The 16,914-nt window shown below is 50.0% G+C and carries 18 protein-coding genes and 1 tRNA gene; 8 read left to right on the top strand and 11 right to left on the bottom strand.

The genetic code is table 11. The features are described from left to right. Positions 1–26 precede the first annotated feature (26 nt). The gene (locus OH31_RS12320) at positions 27–422 is read right to left on the bottom strand and encodes a diacylglycerol kinase (protein WP_024930965.1); all 396 of its coding nucleotides are present in this window, start codon (positions 420–422) and stop codon (positions 27–29) included. A gap of 77 nt (positions 423–499) precedes the next feature. Between OH31_RS12320 and OH31_RS12315 the strand changes: the two genes are divergently transcribed. Then, positions 500–772, top strand: coding sequence for an oxidative damage protection protein (locus OH31_RS12315; RefSeq protein ID WP_019883785.1), 273 nt, complete (start codon positions 500–502; stop codon positions 770–772). Between the two features lie 68 nt (positions 773–840). Here the strand turns inward: OH31_RS12315 and phoU are convergent, their stop codons facing one another. Further along, positions 841–1,545: a phosphate signaling complex protein PhoU gene (gene phoU, locus OH31_RS12310; protein ID WP_019883784.1), complete on the bottom strand. Its 705-nt coding sequence runs from the start codon at positions 1,543–1,545 to the stop codon at positions 841–843. Positions 1,546–1,617: 72 nt separating this feature from the next. Continuing rightward, a complete protein-coding gene (gene rpiA, locus OH31_RS12305; RefSeq protein ID WP_019883783.1) occupies positions 1,618–2,280 on the bottom strand; it encodes a ribose-5-phosphate isomerase RpiA in 663 nt (220 codons plus the stop codon). A 95-nt stretch (positions 2,281–2,375) separates the two neighbouring features. On the opposite strand from rpiA, the gene ilvA reads away from it, so the two are divergent. Continuing rightward, positions 2,376–3,887 carry a threonine ammonia-lyase, biosynthetic gene (gene ilvA, locus OH31_RS12300; protein WP_024930963.1) on the top strand — a complete coding sequence of 504 codons (1,512 nt, stop codon included), beginning with the start codon at positions 2,376–2,378 and terminating at the stop codon, positions 3,885–3,887. Positions 3,888–4,048: 161 nt separating this feature from the next. Then, a complete protein-coding gene (locus OH31_RS12295) occupies positions 4,049–5,149 on the top strand; it encodes a glutaminyl-peptide cyclotransferase (protein ID WP_036299251.1) in 1,101 nt (366 codons plus the stop codon). 64 nt (positions 5,150–5,213) lie between these two features. Here the strand turns inward: OH31_RS12295 and OH31_RS12290 are convergent, their stop codons facing one another. The 3 genes from OH31_RS12290 to OH31_RS12280 all read right to left on the bottom strand — a co-directional run bounded on the left by OH31_RS12290 (position 5,214) and on the right by OH31_RS12280 (position 5,905). Further along, the gene (locus tag OH31_RS12290; RefSeq protein WP_019883780.1) at positions 5,214–5,447 is read right to left on the bottom strand and encodes a sulfurtransferase TusA family protein; all 234 of its coding nucleotides are present in this window, start codon (positions 5,445–5,447) and stop codon (positions 5,214–5,216) included. 19 nt (positions 5,448–5,466) lie between these two features. Next, on the bottom strand, positions 5,467–5,784 hold the full coding sequence (locus tag OH31_RS12285) for a rhodanese-like domain-containing protein (RefSeq protein ID WP_033425686.1): 318 nt from the start codon (positions 5,782–5,784) through the stop codon (positions 5,467–5,469). Between the two features lie 45 nt (positions 5,785–5,829). Continuing rightward, a tRNA-Phe gene (locus OH31_RS12280) sits at positions 5,830–5,905 on the bottom strand. Positions 5,906–6,154: 249 nt separating this feature from the next. Between OH31_RS12280 and OH31_RS12275 the strand changes: the two genes are divergently transcribed. The 5 genes from OH31_RS12275 to nikR all read left to right on the top strand — a co-directional run bounded on the left by OH31_RS12275 (position 6,155) and on the right by nikR (position 12,564). After that, a complete protein-coding gene (locus tag OH31_RS12275) occupies positions 6,155–7,045 on the top strand; it encodes a PfkB family carbohydrate kinase (RefSeq protein WP_024930960.1) in 891 nt (296 codons plus the stop codon). Positions 7,046–7,227: 182 nt separating this feature from the next. Beyond that, on the top strand, positions 7,228–7,497 hold the full coding sequence (gene rpsO / locus OH31_RS12270) for a 30S ribosomal protein S15 (protein ID WP_019883778.1): 270 nt from the start codon (positions 7,228–7,230) through the stop codon (positions 7,495–7,497). Between the two features lie 303 nt (positions 7,498–7,800). Beyond that, complete coding sequence (gene pnp, locus OH31_RS12265; RefSeq protein ID WP_024930959.1) at positions 7,801–9,921, top strand: polyribonucleotide nucleotidyltransferase; 2,121 nt, start codon at positions 7,801–7,803, stop codon at positions 9,919–9,921. 178 nt (positions 9,922–10,099) lie between these two features. Continuing rightward, positions 10,100–12,145, top strand: coding sequence for a TonB-dependent receptor (locus OH31_RS12260; RefSeq protein WP_024930958.1), 2,046 nt, complete (start codon positions 10,100–10,102; stop codon positions 12,143–12,145). A gap of 14 nt (positions 12,146–12,159) precedes the next feature. Continuing rightward, positions 12,160–12,564 (top strand): nickel-responsive transcriptional regulator NikR, encoded by a 405-nt coding sequence (gene nikR / locus OH31_RS12255; protein WP_024930957.1) that lies wholly within the window; start codon positions 12,160–12,162, stop codon positions 12,562–12,564. 203 nt (positions 12,565–12,767) lie between these two features. On the opposite strand, the gene OH31_RS12250 is transcribed toward nikR, so the two are convergent. The 5 genes from OH31_RS12250 to OH31_RS12225 form a co-directional block, all read right to left on the bottom strand. After that, positions 12,768–13,586 (bottom strand): hypothetical protein, encoded by an 819-nt coding sequence (locus tag OH31_RS12250; RefSeq protein ID WP_148296214.1) that lies wholly within the window; start codon positions 13,584–13,586, stop codon positions 12,768–12,770. After that, positions 13,583–14,308 (bottom strand): hypothetical protein, encoded by a 726-nt coding sequence (locus OH31_RS12245; RefSeq protein ID WP_024930955.1) that lies wholly within the window; start codon positions 14,306–14,308, stop codon positions 13,583–13,585. The genes OH31_RS12250 and OH31_RS12245 overlap by 4 nt, the downstream gene beginning before the upstream one ends. A gap of 150 nt (positions 14,309–14,458) precedes the next feature. Next, entirely contained in the window at positions 14,459–14,797 is a 339-nt protein-coding gene (locus OH31_RS12240) for a tRNA-binding protein (RefSeq protein ID WP_024930954.1), read from the bottom strand. A gap of 205 nt (positions 14,798–15,002) precedes the next feature. Further along, positions 15,003–15,557: an isochorismatase family protein gene (locus tag OH31_RS12230; RefSeq protein ID WP_024930953.1), complete on the bottom strand. Its 555-nt coding sequence runs from the start codon at positions 15,555–15,557 to the stop codon at positions 15,003–15,005. Positions 15,558–15,559: 2 nt separating this feature from the next. Further along, a complete protein-coding gene (locus tag OH31_RS12225; RefSeq protein WP_024930952.1) occupies positions 15,560–16,906 on the bottom strand; it encodes a TolC family outer membrane protein in 1,347 nt (448 codons plus the stop codon). Between the last annotated feature and the right edge of the window lie 8 nt (positions 16,907–16,914).

Raw genomic sequence — 16,914 nt, 5'->3', positions numbered from 1 at the left:
TGCCAATTATGGTGCGATTGGTGACATTAACCTAGCAGGATCAAGCCCCATACTACGCCCAGGTTAATCAGTGCCAGTAATACGGCCGCACTGCCAATATCCTTGGCGCGCTTGGCAAGGGCGTGGCGTTCAATGGACACGCGATCGACCACGGCCTCCACGGCTGAGTTCAGTAACTCGACAATCATCACCAACAGCACGCTGCCGACCATCAGGATGCGGTGCAAGGCTTCTGCTTCGAGATAAAATGCCAGTGGAATCAATACCAGTGACAGCCAGACCTCCTGGCGGAAGGCATCTTCATGTTGGTAGGCGGCTTTAAAGCCATCCATGGAGTAGCCAAAAGCATTGATTAAACGACGAAGACCAGTTTTGCCTTTAAACGGGCTTTCCTGGTGGCTAGATGATTGATTGTTTTGCATGGTTTATCTCTAAATTGCGACATCAGATTTTAACATGCGCTATGATAGCGCTTTTAGCAGTATAGTGAGGAACGAACATGGCAAGATTGGTGCAATGTGTGAAACTGGGCAAAGAGCTTGAGGGCATGGATTTCCCGCCTTATCCCGGTGAGTTGGGCAAAAGGATTTATATGCACGTCTCCAAAGAGGCCTGGGCAGGCTGGTTGAAGCAGCAAACCATGCTGGTTAACGAAAACCGTTTGAGTCTGGCTGATGCCAGCGCCAGAAAGTATTTGGCCGAGCAGACTGAAAAGTACTTCTTTGGTGATGGTGCTGATGTCGCGAGTGGTTATGTGCCGCCCAGCGCTTAATTCGTGCATTTGATTGAAGGCATTAAAAAAAAGCACTCCCAGGAGTGCTTTTTTGTTTTGGAACCATCTTAAGATTGCGTTTCGCGCTGAATGTCTTCCAGGCTGGTGTGGCGCACATCTTTGCCTTTCACCATATAGACGACGTATTCAGAAATGTTTTTGGCATGGTCGCCAATACGCTCAATCGCTTTCGCTACAAACAGCACTTCCAGTGACATGGAAATGGTGCGTGGATCTTCCAGCATAAACGTAATCAGCTGACGCATGGCGGCGCGGAATTGCTCGTCCACTTGCTCATCTTGCTTGGCCACTTCTACCGTCTGGCTCACGTCCAGGCGGGCGAAAGAGTCTAATGAGGTGCGTAGCATTTCACGCACAATCCCGACCATGGTTTTAATCTCATTAAAACGGGGTTTGTACATGCGGTCTTGTTCGTAGATGCGCTGTGCCGTACGGGCAATTTTGGTGGCCTCGTCGCCAATACGCTCAAGGTCGGTGATGGTTTTCACCATCATCATGATCATGCGCAAATCACGTGCAGCAGGTTGTCTGCGGGCGATGATATGGCTGCAATCCTCGTCGACTTGTACTTCGAGTGCATTGACGCGTGTGTCACGCTCCATCACATCCTTGGCCAGATTTACATCGGCACTGGTGAGTGCCTCCAGCGCATTCACAATCTGCTGCTCAACCAGTCCCCCCATTTCCAGAACCTTGGCACGTACTGATTCCAGTTCAACATCATATTGTTTAGAGGTATGTTCAAATTGCATGACAAATTTTCCTAATTATTGTGCCGGTGCAGGTTACCAGCACAATATGACAACTTCATGATAATTTTGCAATTACTTTGTCAGTGTTTTGACACCGTTTGGCGTGGCCAGCAACAAGACGTTAGCTGGGCGCGCTGCGAACAGGCCATTGGTGACGACGCCAACGATGGCATTGATTTTGGCTTCCAGTGCGATTGGGTCGCTAATGGTCAGGCCGTGCACGTCCAGGATCAGGTTGCCGTTGTCTGTGGTGAAGTCACGCAACTGTGGTTGGCCGCCCAATTTGACCAGTTCGCGAGCGACATGGCTGCGTGCCATTGGCAACACTTCTACCGGCAGCGGGAACTTGCCCAATACGGGTACGAATTTGCTTTCGTCGCAGATACAGATAAAAGATTTGGCGACGGCGGCTACGATTTTTTCACGGGTTAACGCACCACCACCGCCTTTGAGCATGTGCATGTGTTCAGTGATTTCGTCGGCACCGTCTACATAAATATCCAGGCTGTCGACGCTGTTCAAATCAAATACTTCAATGCCGTGGGCACGCAAGCGTTGTGCCGTCGCTTCTGAGCTGGCCACCGCGCCGGTAATTTTATGTTTTACTTTGGCGAGTTCATCAATAAAGAAATTGGCGGTTGAGCCTGTACCCACGCCGATAATGCCGTCTTTTACATAAGTCACAGCGGCTTTCGCTACTTCCAGTTTCAGTGCGTCTTGTTGTGCTTTATCCATTGCCATTTGCTTCAATCCTTGATTAATTCTTTATAATACAAACAATTCTCTATCATACACTGCAACCCTGCGGTTTTAAAATCTTAACGCCTTTCATGACCATCAATTACCGCGAAAAAATCGAACACTCCCAAGTCTATGCTGTGGCCAGACACACGCCTTTGGATGAGATGCCTAACCTGTCTGCCCGCTTTAAAAATCGGGTGTTATTGAAGCGTGAAGATATGCAGCCGGTGTTTTCATTCAAGCTGCGTGGTGCTTATAACAAAATGGCCAATTTACCGCCCGATGCGCTGGCGCGTGGTGTGATTTGTGCCAGTGCCGGCAACCATGCGCAAGGTGTGGCGCTGAGTGCACAAAAGATGGGCTGCCGTGCCGTGATTGTGATGCCGACGACAACCCCGGCGATTAAGGTCAATGCGGTGCGTTCGCGTGGGGCCGAGGTGGTGCTGTTTGGCGACAGTTATTCTGATGCCTATGCGCATGCCCTCAAAGTAGAGCAAAGCGAAGGTCTGACCTTTGTACACCCGTATGATGACCCGGACGTGATTGCCGGTCAGGGCACGATTGCGCTGGAAATTGTGCAGGATCACCCGGAGCCGATAGAAGCGATTTTCTGCTGTGTCGGCGGTGGCGGTTTACTGGCGGGGATTGCGGCATATATCAAAGCCGTGCGCCCGGAGATCAAAGTGATTGGCGTTGAGGCGCAAGATGCGGAAGCGATGACAGAGTCAGTGAAACTTGGACAGCGCGTGATGCTGGAGCAAGTCGGCTTGTTTGCAGATGGCGCTGCGGTGAAGCAGGTGGGCGAGCATACCTTTGCCCTGGTGCAGCAGTATGTTGACGAGATGATTGTGGTCGACAACGATGAAGTGTGTGCCGCGATTAAAGATGTGTTTGAAGACACGCGCAGTATTCTCGAACCTGCCGGTGCCTTGGCCTTAGCCGGCTTGAAAGCCTACAGCGAAAAACACCAGTTGCAAGGCAAAACTATGATTGCCGTCGCTTCTGGCGCCAATATGAATTTTGACCGCCTGCGCTTTATCGCTGAGCGCGCCGAGCTGGGTGAGCACCGTGAAGCCGTGTTTGCGGTGACGATTCCTGAAACGCCGGGGGCGTTTAAAGCATTTTGTCGCCAATTGGGTAGCCGGAATATCACTGAATTCAATTACCGTTTTTCTGATAACAAGCAGGCGCATATTTTTGTTGGCCTGGCCGTGCATAACCCGGCGGAGGCGACTGAGATCGCCAGCACATTGGAGGCTGCGGGCTTGCCAACGCTGAATTTGAGCGATAACGAAATGGCCAAGCTGCATTTGCGCCACCTGGTCGGTGGGCATGCGCCACAGGCACAAAACGAAGTGGTTTACCGCTTTGAGTTCCCGGAAAAACCGGGCGCTTTAATGAACTTTCTCGAATCCATGGGTCACAACTGGAACATCAGCTTGTTTCACTACCGTAATCATGGCGCCGATTTTGGCCGTGTGTTGGTGGGGATGCAGGTGCCGCCAGAGGATAAGGCTGCTTTTGAGCAGTTTTTGCAACAACTGGGTTACCCTTACTGGGATGAAAGTCAGAATCCGGCCTATCGCTTATTTCTAGGGTAATTGGTTATAAATAGCCAATATGGTGGCTGTTTACAGCCTTTGTTGGCGGTGGTGATGTGAAAAGTAGTTGTGCGCCGTGGTTTGTCGGCGAGTATGATTCTTGCTGCAACTATAAGCTTTAATAAAAAAATCAGGAGATAAATGCAATGTTGAATTCATCAATGGCGCGTCGTACGCGCATGAGCTTGCTATTACTGGCATTAGTCGCCAGTGTGGCAGCCTGTAACAAGCAGGAAGAGCCGGCCGCCGAAGCCGCCGCGCCAGCCGCTGAGGTCGCAGGCGCTGTGGCTTATGTGTCTACGCAAGATGCTGGCGTGAACGTGATTGACCTGGCGACCATGCAGGTCACCAAGCAATTTGACGTCAAGGCACAAGGACCGCGCGGCCTGGCGGTGACGGACGATGGCAAGCAGTTAGTCGTTGCCACGCGTGAGAATGGCAGTGTTTCTGTTATTGATACGGCCACCGGCGAGGTTGTGAAGCAAATTGAGGTGGGTAAAAACCCTGAGTTCGTGCGTATTAGCGGTAACTTTGCTTATGTGTCGTCTGAGCCAAGCGCCAAAGCTGGTCCGCCACCTAAACCAGGTGAAAAGCATGAAGAGGACGATGACGATGATGAAAAAATTCCGGCCAAAATTGCAGTGGTGGATTTGAGCAAAGGCGAAAAAATCCGTGAAATTACCGGCGGCCCGGAAACGGAAGGCCTGGAGTTTTCAGCAGATGGCAAGCAACTGGTGATTACCAATGAAGCAGATAACACCGTGACTGTGCACAATATTGAGACCGGCGAACTGGTGAAGACCATCGCGACACATGAGTATGGTGATAGACCGCGCGGTATTAAAGTTTCTCCTGATGGCAACACCTATCTGGCAACGCTGGAGTTTGGGAACAAGTTTCTGGTGATGGATAAAGACTTTAATGTGGTGCGCACCGTGGATACGGCTGAAACACCTTACGGCATTGCTTACGATAGCAAAGGCGAGCGTATTTTTGTGGCCACCAATAAAGCCAAATTGCTGCAAGTGTTTGATGCCAAATCCTTTGAAAAGCTGAAAGAAGTGCCCACGGCTAACCGTTGCTGGCATTTCAGCTTTACCCCGGACAACAAGAATATCTTGCTGGCCTGTGGTAAGTCTGATGCTGTGCTGGTGATTGATGCCGACAAGCTGGAAGTGACCAGCCAGGTAGAAGTGAAAAACATGCCTTGGGGCGTGGTCACCTTCCCGAAAGCCATGGGTAGCCTTGAGCAAGCCAAATAAGCGAATCGCCTAGCTATAAAAAGCCCGCAATTGCGGGCTTTTTAATTTGAAACGAGGCGCAGGCTTAAGCGCTGCGTTTGCGGATCCAGAAGGTGAATACGCCTTCGGCTTCTTGTGTGTCCAGCAAGGTATGGCCAGTTTGACGGCAAAAAGCGTCAAAGTCTTTTTTGGAGCCAGGGTCTGTGGCAGTGATTTTAAGCACTTGTTCAGCCGTCAGCTCATTCAGGGCTTTTTTGCAGCGTAGGATAGGCAGCGGGCAGTTCAAGTTGCGGGCATCAAGATCTTTATCGAATTGCATGAGCTTTCCTGAAAATAAGTTAAGCCGCTTGTATGGGTAGGCCAGCACGCGCCCAGGCCAGGATGCCGCCTGCGAGATGAGAAACATCGGTGCGGCCTTGCGCCAGCGCAAATTCGCCTGCGGACACCGAGCGCACGCCGCTGCGGCAATAAAACACAATTTTTTTGTCTTGGGGAAACTGGTCGAATACGGCGGTCAGATTGCCTAAAGGTACATGCAGTGCACCGGGCAAAATGCCGGAAACCAGCTCGTGATCATTGCGGATATCAACAAGCAGCAATGATGGATCGTTTAGTAATGGGTGTAACTCATCCGGTGTTAAGTGTTTTAATGACATCAACAAACCCAGAAAAAGAAGTGCGCCGAGAGGCAGGTAAGGAAGTGGTGGCCAGAGGCAGAATCGAACTGCCGACACGAGGATTTTCAATCCTCTGCTCTACCGACTGAGCTATCTGGCCAACAGCAATTTGGGCATGTCCCGAATTGCAAGACGCGCATTATAGCAAAGATCGCCAAGAATGCACACAAAAGATAAAAAAAATCCTGATATGCTGCACATAGGTTATTTTATGCCGCTTGCGAGCCGGTTGAATCATGCTCAGTGTGGCCGGTTTGGCAGGTTATTGAAACAATCTGCGTCAGTGCGAGTCACAAAAGTGAGGGTTTGTTAATGGGATTGGGTGGGTGTGGAAAATAGGATAAAGCGGATGTCGAATGCCATCATGATTTTGGGTGAAGTGCTGGGGGATGTGTTTCCCGAACGAACCATTATAGGCGGTGCGCCTTATAACGTCGCCAGGCATTGCCATGCCTTTGGGCTGGAGGTGCATTTGCTGACGGCGGTGGGCAAAGATGCGCTGGGCGAGCGTATTGTCGACGAGATGCAAGATTGCGGCTTGTCGATTGCTGGCGTGCAACATTCTGATACTTTGCCCAGCGGGCAGGTCATGGTGCATTTGGACGCACACGGTCACCGCTTTGAAATTCTGGATCAGCAAGCCTACGATGACTTGCAGTGGCCGCCGGTGCAAGCCTTAACTAAGCAGCATCCGCCACGCCTGGTCTATATCGGCTCGCTGGCATTGCGGCATGCGCCTATGCAGGCGCTGGCTGACCAATGGCTAAAAATGTGTACAGCCACGGTTTTTTGCGACATTAACTTGCGTGCGCCGTGGTATGACGCGCACAGCCTGCGCCAGGTATTGCAGGCCGCAGATCTCCTGAAAATTAATCATGAAGAGTTGCCGGAGGTGTGCGCGCTGGTGGGCTTGCCTGTGTCGTCAGATATTAACGACCTGGCGCGGCAGTTGCTAATGGTGTTCGGTTTGAGTGAGGTGTTTGTCACCTGTGGCGAGCAGGGCAGTTTCTGGCTGGATGCTTATGGCAATGGTTTTAGAGCGCCACCGATGAAATTGCAATCGCCTTTTGTCGATAGCGTGGGGGCGGGTGATGCGTATACGGCAGTGGTTATCCGTGGATTGCTGGCCGGTTGGTCGCGGCAAACCATGTTGACACGTGCCGCCTGGTTTGCCGCCTCGATTTGCGGCATTCGCGGCGCAGTGCCAGCCCAGGCAGGTTTTTATGATGATTTCTTATAGCTTGTATCGGGGCCATGAGTCAGAAATTAATTCATAAAAACAGAAGCTTAATCCTATAAAAGACTATGCAAGGCAGGGACTTGCCGATATAATGCGCGGTTCGTGTAATTTGAATGTCGGCGTGGTAAGGCAAATAGGTTGCTTGGCTGCCGCGACATTGACGCTAACTCAAAGGAAAAAAGATGGCTGTTACCGCAGAACAATCCGCAAAAATCATTAAAGAATACCAACGCAGTGAAGGTGATACCGCAAGCCCGGAAGTACAAGTGGCTTTGTTGACTAACCGTATCACTTACCTGACTGAGCATTTCAAATCCAACAAAAAAGACAACCACTCACGTCGTGGTCTGTTGGCCATGGTTAGCCAGCGTCGTCGTTTGCTGGACTACCTCAAAGGTAAAGACGTTAGCCGCTATCAAACGCTGATCGAGCGCTTGAACCTGCGTAAATAATTTGGTTGAAGTGTGACACTTAACACTGTTCACTTTTAACGAAATAAAAGCCGATGGCATGGTGATTGCCTCGGCTTTTTTGCTTTAAAAAATCACCAAAAACGCGGTGGCTTCTGTGAGTGCGTTGCAGCTGGATAAGCAGATGCAGCGTGTTGATGGAAGTCACCACAAATCGGGAAATACAGCCGTCGCGCGTCCAGCAACCCAATGAGGAGCGCTTAAACGCAGTAAGCGAATGCTGTCTTTTCATTATTGAGATTGGCTATTAGGTAGTGAATAGCCATGGTAGAGAAAAGGAAAAATATGTTTGAAATTACTAAAAGAAGCATCCCGTTTGGTGCGCATACCCTGACATTGGAAACAGGTGAAATTGCACGCCAATCTGATGCGGCAGTGATCGTCAGCTACGGGGATACCGTTGTGCTGGTGGCTGTGACTGCCAAGCGAGAAGTGAAAGAAGGTCAGGATTTCTTTCCATTGACCGTGGATTACCAAGAGAAGACTTATGCGGCTGGCCGTATTCCTGGTGGTTTCTTCAAGCGCGAAGGCCGTCCTTCTGAAAAAGAAACACTGACTGCACGTTTGATCGACCGTCCATTGCGTCCGCTGTTCCCTGATGCGTTCTATAACGAAGTGCAGGTCGTGGCGACGGTGCTGTCACTGGATCCGGAAATTGATTCCGATATCCCGGCGGTGATCGGTGCCTCTGCGGCATTGGCATTGTCTGGTATTCCTTTCTACGGCCCATTAGGTGCGGCACGAGTAGGTTATATCAATGGCGAGTATGTATTAAACCCTGATGTTTCATTGCTGAAAGACTCTGCATTGGATCTGGTGGTTGGTGCAACTGAATCTGCGGTGATGATGGTTGAGTCTGAAGCCAAAGAACTGTCTGAAGAAGTGATGTTGGGCGCGGTTGTCTTTGGTCACGAGCAAATGCAACCAGTGATCAAGGCGATCAACGAAATGGCTGCAGAAGCCGGTAAAGATGCTTGGGATTGGACACCGCCAGAGCCAGACACTGCCTTGATCGAAAAAGTGGCTGCGATTGCTGCTGACGACATCAATGCCGCGTTTAAAATCAAATCTAAAGGTGAGCGCTCTTCCACACTGGACGAAATCAAGTCACGTGTCATGGGCACCTTGATTACGGAAGAAACTTCTACGCTGGAAGCCAACAAGATTAAAGACGAGTTCTTTAAACTGGAAGCTAAAACCGTACGTAGCCAGATCCTGAACGGCGAGCCACGTATTGACGGCCGTGACACACGCACTGTGCGCCCGATCACCATCCGCTCAGGTGTCTTGCCACGTACACACGGTTCTGCCCTGTTTACCCGCGGTGAAACACAAGCACTGGTAGTCGCTACATTGGGCACTGGCCGTGATGAGCAAATCATTGACGCACTGTCTGGTGAGTACACTGACCGTTTTATGTTGCACTACAACATGCCTCCTTACGCAACTGGTGAAACCGGCCGTGTGGGTACGCCTAAGCGCCGCGAGATCGGCCACGGTAACCTGGCTAAACGTGCTTTGAAAGCAGTACTGCCTAAAAAAGAAGACTTTGACTACACCATGCGTGTGGTGTCAGAGATCACTGAGTCTAACGGTTCTAGCTCCATGGCGTCTGTCTGTGGTGGTTGCTTGTCCCTGCTGGATGCTGGTGTGCCATTGACTGCACACGTCGCTGGCGTGGCAATGGGCCTGATCAAAGAAGGCAACCGCGTGGCTGTACTGACTGACATTCTGGGTGACGAAGACCACCTGGGTGATATGGACTTTAAAGTGGCTGGTACCGACAAAGGCGTGACCGCCCTGCAAATGGACATCAAAATCACCGGTATCACGGCACAAATCATGCAAGTGGCACTGGCGCAAGCCAAAGAAGGCCGCGCGCACATCCTGGGCTTGATGAAAGAGGCTGTGTCAGGTGTTAACACCGAAATGTCACAGTTTGCACCACGCATCATCAGCATGAAGATCAATCCGGACAAAATCCGTGACGTGATCGGTAAAGGTGGCGCAGTGATTCAGGCACTGACCAAAGAAACCAACACCAGCATCGACATCGAAGATGACGGTACCGTGAAAATTGCATGTACGAATGCTGATGAAGGTGCTGAAGCCCAACGTCGTATTGCACAGATCACCGCTGAAGTTGAAGTCGGCCAGATCTACGAAGGCCCAGTGGTCAAGATTCTTGATTTCGGTGCTGTCGTGACTTTGTTGCCAGGTAAAGATGGCCTGGTACACATTTCACAAATCGCCCACGAGCGCGTCAAAGCGGTGAGCGATTACCTCAAAGAAGGTGACATCGTGAAAGTGAAAGTGGTTGAGCTGGATGACAAAGGTAAAGTGCGTTTGAGCATGAAAGCTTTGATCGATCCACCTGCAAGAGAAGAAGCACCAGCGGCTGAATAAGTCGTGTGTTGTTAAAAAAAGCCCGCGTCAGCGGGCTTTTTTGTGCCTGTCTGTCATGCCATATCAAATAAAAATATGTTTGCGTCAATATACGTATAGGTCATTGTGGTCCACTGCTTCATAATGCCGTCGTATGAATAATAAAAAAAAGATCATACGATAGAGGGTAAGTACACCGATGACAAAATATTCAAAGATTGCCATGGCGATGGCAGGGTTGTTTGCCAGCGTACCCACGCTGGCTAATGAGTCTATAGACTTGGAGGAAATCCAGGTGCGCGCGCATTACGACAACGCTGTTGGTTCATCAGATGCGGCCAGTGAAGGTAAAGTCAACGCTAGCCTGATTAAGAACCGGCCAATTGCGCGTATTGGCGAGATACTTGAATTCGTGCCCGGCATGATCGTGACCCAGCATAGCGGCAGCGGTAAAGCCAACCAGTTTTACCTGCGTGGCTTTAACCTCGACCACGGCACAGACTTTGCCACCTATGTGGACGAAATGCCGGTGAATATGCGCACGCATGCGCACGGACAGGGCTATACCGATTTGAATTTCCTGATTCCCGAGCTGGTTAGCCATTTGCATTATAAAAAAGGGCCATATTCAGCCGAAGAAGGTGATTTCTCCTCGGCCGGGGTTGCCCGTATGCACCTGGTGAATCGGTTGCCGCAAGGCATCGCCAGCCTCACCGTCGGCAGTTATGATTATCAACGCCTGTTACTGGCCAACTCTATAGCGCTTGGTCAAGGTCATTTACTGTATGCGCTGGACGTCAATCATTACGATGGCCCCTGGCAGGTGGCCGAAGGCGTCAAGAAATATAATGGGTTGTTGCGTTACAGTGAGGGGGATGCGCATGACAGCATGACCCTGACCGCCATGGCCTATCATAATCAATGGACGTCCACCGACCAGATTCCGCTGCGCGCCGTGCACAGCGGGCAGTTGGGGCGTTTTGATGCGGTAGATCCAACCGATGGCGGCGACTCATCGCGTTACAGCCTGTCGCTGACCAGGCAGCACCGTGACCAGCAGGGCGGTTGGCAAGTCAGTGCCTATGCTGTGCGTTCCACGCTGGATTTATACAGTAACTTTACCTATTTTCTCAATGATCCCGTAAACGGGGACCAGATTGACCAAAGTGAAAAACGCACCATGCTGGGCGTCAATCTTAACAAATCCTGGTTTGGCGAGCTGGCTGGATTGCCGATGGAGAACAAGCTTGGCTTGCAAACCCGTTACGATAAATTATCACCAGTCGCCCTCTATCACACGGCACAAACAAAACGTTTATCCGTGAGTCGCGCAGACAAGGTAGAAGAAAGCAGTGCTGGGTTGTATGCAGAGAACACGCTCTGGTGGCATGAGAAATTGCGTACCGTGGCCGGGCTGCGTTATGACCGTTATCAGTTTGACGTCAAAAGCAGCATCAACGATAACTCAGGCAATACCAGTGATGGCATCACCTCGCCCAAGCTGTCGGTGATTTTTGGGCCGTGGGCCAGCACGGAATTTTTCTACAATATTGGCAAAGGATTTCATAGCAATGATGCACGTGGTACCACGCAAACCCGCTTGTCCAACGGTGGTGTGGCCTCGCCTGTGACGCCGCTGGTGAGTACACGCGGCAGTGAAGTCGGCGTGCGCACCGAATGGATTCCCGGCCTGCAAAGCTCGCTGGCATTGTGGCAGCTGGATATTGATTCGGAACTGTTGTTTGTTGGCGACGCTGGTGAAACTGAACCCAGCCGCGCCAGCCGTCGCTATGGTGTGGAGTGGAATAACCATTATGTCGTCAACGACTGGCTATTGCTCGATATGGATGTTGCATTCTCCAAAGCCCGCTTTAGAGACAACGACCCGGCAGGGCAATACATCCCCGGCGCAATCAACAAAGTGGCCTCCCTGGGAGCGACAGTGACAAACTGGGGCAACTGGTTTGGCAGCATGCAATTACGCTACTTTGGCCCCAGGGCGCTGATAGAAGATAATTCTGTGCGCTCAAACGCCACGTTCCTTACCTATGCCCGCATCGGCTACCGGTATAATCAACGCACCAGCCTGACACTGGATGTGTTTAATCTGTTTGACCGCAAGGCCAGCGATATCGACTATTACTATGAGTCGCAACTTAAAGGCGAGGCTGCACCGGTCAACGATATTCACTTTCACCCGGTAGAACCCAGAGCTGCACGACTCACATTGACCTATCAGTTTTAGCAAGGACTTAGCCCATGCGACGCATCACGATTTCTGTTGAGGACGACCTGGCCGACGCCTTTGACCAACTGGTGGCCGTCAAAGCCTACGTGAATCGCTCAGAAGCCTTTCGTGACCTGGTGCGCAAAGCCCTTGATGAGGACGTGATGCAAAACAATAACCACGCCCAGGCTGATTGCGTTGCATCGCTCAGTTATGTTTACAACCATCACGAGCGCCAACTCGCCAGTCGCGTGAACCAGTTACAGCATGCACACCACCATGTGATTATTACCGCACAGCATGTGCATTTAGACCATGATAACTGTATGGAAACAGTCATATTGAAAGGCAAGATCGCCGAAGTGGAGGAGTGCGTGAATGCTATCTCGTCACAAACGGGTGTGACGCATGCGAGGGTACATATTATTCCGCGGTAGTTGAGCTGCCACGGTTGTTGGGTTAGCTAGGTTGTCCCAATTGAGCACTCGAGTGCTCAATTGGTAGTAACTATCTCAACGAGGCGATATCGTGTAAATGCAAGTCGTTGAGTTGGATGAGAAAGGTCAGGTACGTTTGTGCTTTTAAAATCTAAATTTTTTCAATTAAAGTTTTATTGGAGATTATGAGTCACAACGCAATTCTAATTGGCTAATTGTATGAGCTGATCTGCACCATCATGTGATGTGGTTACGCAATATAACCGCATTTCTGCTTTATCTGCTTCAGTTTCAATTTCTGCTATATTCTTTTTTGCCGACTTCATTTGTGTTTCACCAAGTGTTGCATCATCAAAGCGAGGGACCGCCATTATCAAAGCAGCAGAAGAGCCTATATATTTGCTAGCACCAGCTAACTCCCACAATTTGGCTCTTGCTGAACTTACGCTCTGTTGCTGCCTCACCGAGTGAAGTACTGAAAAGTGGATGATAGTTTTATTCGATATGAAACCAAACTTGACTGGCTCTCCACCTTCAAATAAGGGGGACTGGCGATTGAAGTATCCAGAGTATTCGGGGTGTAAACTTATGGTACGTTCTCTTACTTCGGTAAGAAAGCGCTTATTAGCGTCACTGACTACAGGTTTATCATCATCATTTGAGTCATCAAGTAAATCTATATTACACATACTTGAGTAAAGTAAAACCGCTTGGCGTAAAGCTTCGAAACGACTGTTTGCTTGAGAAGTATGCACTTCACCTTTTTGCAATCCCATCACCTCAGGCAAGTTTGTTAAACCAATCGTCTGGGCCATTTCTTGTTGTAACTTTAATGCTGTGTCTATTAAATTTTCTAAGTTATTCGCAGCAGGTCCGTAAAGAGTTTTCAGAATGTCGCTCTTGATAAGTCTGTGAGCAGAAATCTGATCCTCATAGTCCACAATAGCGCCAGCCATAATACGCTCGCCTGAGCCCATTACTGGTTGCCAATATATTGGTGTCCAAGTTGCAGTTCTGCTCATTGTAGTTTTTCAGCTAAAAGGTCGTTGGGTTGTGGAAATCGGTTTAACACTAATGCTACTAAATGCGGCATTCTGGATTTAATATATTCACTGAAATTAGTAGTGTCAAGATTGGCGGCGGCTACAGTTACTTCCTCAACTACACTCAAAGATAGCGATCTGGCAGCGGCAACAGCAGCTTGTATCATTGCAGTCCCATGTTGATTGCCTAGTATCGAAAGTTCGACAAGCTTATTGGTATCTGGTTGCGGTATTAAATTAAAACTACGTTCATGGTCAATAAAATAAGGCTCGCCACCGTCCCAAAGTATATTGCCAATATTTCTGTCTTTATTACCTATGGCTTCATCGACTGCTATTGCAATAGGGGTCTGTTTCCATTCTCGAACTATATTAGCCATGCGAAGAAGAATTATTTGTTGTAGCTCCGCCGGTAATGAATCATATTGGAACTTTTGTTTTAAACTAGGATAAGTAACTTCCGCACTGCCATAAGCATATGAACCGTTAGTGCTTACTAAGATAGGCTCTGGTACATTTAATCCCCATTCTCGCAAAAGTAGGGCTGCAAAACATTCCGCAGCAATAGCAGGCAATGATAACTCTTTAAGGATAACGGCTATGTCTGTGTCGTTTGTACGCACAACAGCGCGACAGGGCTGTGTTATACCATCACCAATTTTTGCTCCTTTTACAACTAGTACAGCAGTTCTGAGTTCCATATCGGTTTTTTTAGGATTTTTAATTTTAAAAACATAACCTTATTTGGGGATAGTGAATAGATGTTTTGATAGTTAAGTTTTGATTTGCATTCACTGTGATTAGTCTCTAGGTTACTTTGAGCATAAGCTATCGTCAATTGGAAAGGCAAATTATAGGAGTTTCGTGCCTAAGGCGACTTCGTGCTCCGGTATGCATAACGTTACATTGCCTTCCACATCATGAAAGCCTGTCACCAGGCACTCTGACATCAAGGGCCCAATTTGTTTGGGCGGGAAATTCACTACGGCGACCACTTGTTTGCCGATTAAACTTTCAGGACTATAAAGCGCTGTGATTTGAGCACTGGATTTGCGTACGCCAATCTCTGGGCCAAAGTCGATATGCAGTTTATAAGCGGGTTTGCGAGCCTCGGCAAATACTTCGGCCGCAATCACTCGCCCAACGCGCAACTCCACTTTGGTGAAGTCATTCCATTCGATTTGGGTCATATCACCATATCCTTAAAGATCATCTGGCGATGATCTCCGAAGTTTTAAATCAACGTTAATGATCATATTCTGCAAGTGTTTATCCAAAGGTCAGGGCAATAGCGCGCAGCGTGCTAAAAGAGGTGTCTATCATTACCGCATTTTTTGCGGTGATTGAAAGGGCTTATTACCGCACGTTGAAGTATTTAGTGATCAATGGCGCGCATTAACGAATCAGCGCAGAGATCGCTTTAAATTGTGCATGTGTGGCGGCCTGCATGGGTTCAAACAGCATGGATTCGGTATTGGTGATGATGCAACCGGCCGCGCGCAGGCGTTCGATGGCATTGTTGCGATTGGCTTCATCGCGTGAAATAACGGCATCTTCAACAATAAACACCTGTTTGCCAGCGGCCAGGGCATCGAGTGCGGTTTGTAGTACGCAAATGTGTGCTTCCAGCCCGAATAATACGACTTGTGGTGCAACGCTGATGGAAGAGGCTTGTAGTGTCGGCTCTTGCCAGGCAGAGAAGGCGAGTTTGGCGTATCTGGGTGTGTAATCAGGCAATAACGATTGCAATTCTGGCAAGGTCTCACCCAGTTTTTCCGGGTATTGTTCAGTGACCCATAGCGGAATATTCAGCAACTGTGCACCTTGCAGCAGGCGTTGGATGTTCTTGACGACTGCTGCCATTGGGGCTTCTGCCATCGCTGCGCATAATCGTGTTTGCACATCAACAAGCATCCAAACAGCATCTGTGCTGGCTATGGCAGATTTCATGGCTATCTCTTGGTGAGTTGCTGGTCTATGTCCTGCAGGTCGGCTTCGTTGATAATGCCGCTGGCCGTTTTGAGGCGGATGATGCTGACCAGGTAGTTGTAGCGGGCCTGTAGTAAATCGCGTTTGGCGCTAAAGTGTTGTTGTCTGGCATTAAGCAGGTCTACGCTGGTGCGGATGCCGACTTCATAGCCGAGCTTGGTGGCGTCTAACTGGCTTTGGCTGCTTTGCAAGGCCTGTTCCAGTGCCTTGATTTGTGCAATGCTGCTACTCAATCCCAGGTAAGCACGTTGTGTTTCCAGCATGGTCTGTCGGTGGACATTTTCGAGGTCATCTTGTGCCTTCTGCTTGTTGTAAGCCGCCTGCCTGATGCGAGAGTCTACCGCGCCACCCAGATAAATCGGCACGTTGAGCTCTACGCCGATCACCGCATTTTGCAGGTCTGTCCCAAAACGGTTTTGGCTACCGTTGTAGTGGCTGTCGGTGTAGCTGGCGACCGCATCCAGGGTCGGATAGTGTCCGGATTGGGCGATGCTGATATTGCGGTCACTGATTTCAATCTGCGCCTGCTGGATCTGAATATTCAGGTTGCTGGCGGCAGTCACAGTTTGCCAGTCTTGCATGGGTTTGAGTGCCGGTGTGATTTGCAGGTCGTCACGCACTTTTGCCAGCGTTTGTGGCGGGTTGCCTATGATGGCTTGCAGGCTATGCTGCGCCACAGCTTGCTCATTTTCTGCCGCAATTTCCTGGGCCACGATCAGGTCGTAGCGCGCCTGCGCTTCGTGTAGGTCAGTGACGGTCGTGATACCGGCCTCAAAGCTGGCTTTGGCCTGTTGCAGCTGTTGCTGGATGGCCTGTTTTTGCGCGGCCAGCAATTCGATGCGGTCTTGTGCCTGCAGCACATCAAAATAGGCCTGTGTGGTGCGCAGCATCAGTTGTTGCTGGGTCAGGTGTAGCTGCTTGTCGGTGACGCTGACCTGCACCTTGCTTAAGTCTATGCGCTCAAGATTTTCTTTGCGGTAGATGGGCTGTCGCGCTTCCACTTTGGCGGCGTAGCCTTCAAAACGGTTGACACCTGCTGGCAGCGGTACATTGGCGGTGTTGTACTTTAGGTCGGTGTGATTGGCAGAGGTGCTGGCACTGAGCGCCACGTTGGGGCGGTAGCCTGCCTTGGCTTGCTCAATCAGCTCTTGTGCCGCCAGGTTGCCATGACCAGCCGCAGCCAGTTGCGGGTCGTTTTGCTTGGCTTGCAGATAAACATCAAACAGGCTTTGCGGCGCGGCTTCTGCCCATGGCCCCAGCCAAAGGCTGCTTAGGAGCAATATCCAGTGAGCAGGGCGGCTGAAGGTCATAGGCGTCT

Source organism: Methylophilus sp. OH31, assembly GCF_000576615.1.
Taxonomy (GTDB): Bacteria; Pseudomonadota; Gammaproteobacteria; order Burkholderiales; family Methylophilaceae; genus Methylophilus.
This window is presented reverse-complemented; position numbering and strand designations above follow the sequence as displayed.

Bases quoted from the DNA above. Each gene is read 5' to 3' on its own strand.
- OH31_RS12320 (WP_024930965.1), bottom strand. From the start codon at position 422: ATGCAAAACAATCAATCATCTAGCCACCAGGAAAGCCCGTTTAAAGGC.
- OH31_RS12315 (WP_019883785.1), top strand. From the start codon at position 500: ATGGCAAGATTGGTGCAATGTGTGAAACTGGGCAAAGAGCTTGAGGGC.
- phoU (WP_019883784.1), bottom strand. From the start codon at position 1,545: ATGCAATTTGAACATACCTCTAAACAATATGATGTTGAACTGGAATCA.
- rpiA (WP_019883783.1), bottom strand. From the start codon at position 2,280: ATGGATAAAGCACAACAAGACGCACTGAAACTGGAAGTAGCGAAAGCC.
- ilvA (WP_024930963.1), top strand. From the start codon at position 2,376: ATGACCATCAATTACCGCGAAAAAATCGAACACTCCCAAGTCTATGCT.
- OH31_RS12295 (WP_036299251.1), top strand. From the start codon at position 4,049: ATGGCGCGTCGTACGCGCATGAGCTTGCTATTACTGGCATTAGTCGCC.
- OH31_RS12290 (WP_019883780.1), bottom strand. From the start codon at position 5,447: ATGCAATTCGATAAAGATCTTGATGCCCGCAACTTGAACTGCCCGCTG.
- OH31_RS12285 (WP_033425686.1), bottom strand. From the start codon at position 5,784: ATGTCATTAAAACACTTAACACCGGATGAGTTACACCCATTACTAAAC.
- OH31_RS12275 (WP_024930960.1), top strand. From the start codon at position 6,155: ATGTCGAATGCCATCATGATTTTGGGTGAAGTGCTGGGGGATGTGTTT.
- rpsO (WP_019883778.1), top strand. From the start codon at position 7,228: ATGGCTGTTACCGCAGAACAATCCGCAAAAATCATTAAAGAATACCAA.
- pnp (WP_024930959.1), top strand. From the start codon at position 7,801: ATGTTTGAAATTACTAAAAGAAGCATCCCGTTTGGTGCGCATACCCTG.
- OH31_RS12260 (WP_024930958.1), top strand. From the start codon at position 10,100: ATGACAAAATATTCAAAGATTGCCATGGCGATGGCAGGGTTGTTTGCC.
- nikR (WP_024930957.1), top strand. From the start codon at position 12,160: ATGCGACGCATCACGATTTCTGTTGAGGACGACCTGGCCGACGCCTTT.
- OH31_RS12250 (WP_148296214.1), bottom strand. From the start codon at position 13,586: ATGAGCAGAACTGCAACTTGGACACCAATATATTGGCAACCAGTAATG.
- OH31_RS12245 (WP_024930955.1), bottom strand. From the start codon at position 14,308: ATGGAACTCAGAACTGCTGTACTAGTTGTAAAAGGAGCAAAAATTGGT.
- OH31_RS12240 (WP_024930954.1), bottom strand. From the start codon at position 14,797: ATGACCCAAATCGAATGGAATGACTTCACCAAAGTGGAGTTGCGCGTT.
- OH31_RS12230 (WP_024930953.1), bottom strand. From the start codon at position 15,557: ATGAAATCTGCCATAGCCAGCACAGATGCTGTTTGGATGCTTGTTGAT.
- OH31_RS12225 (WP_024930952.1), bottom strand. From the start codon at position 16,906: ATGACCTTCAGCCGCCCTGCTCACTGGATATTGCTCCTAAGCAGCCTT.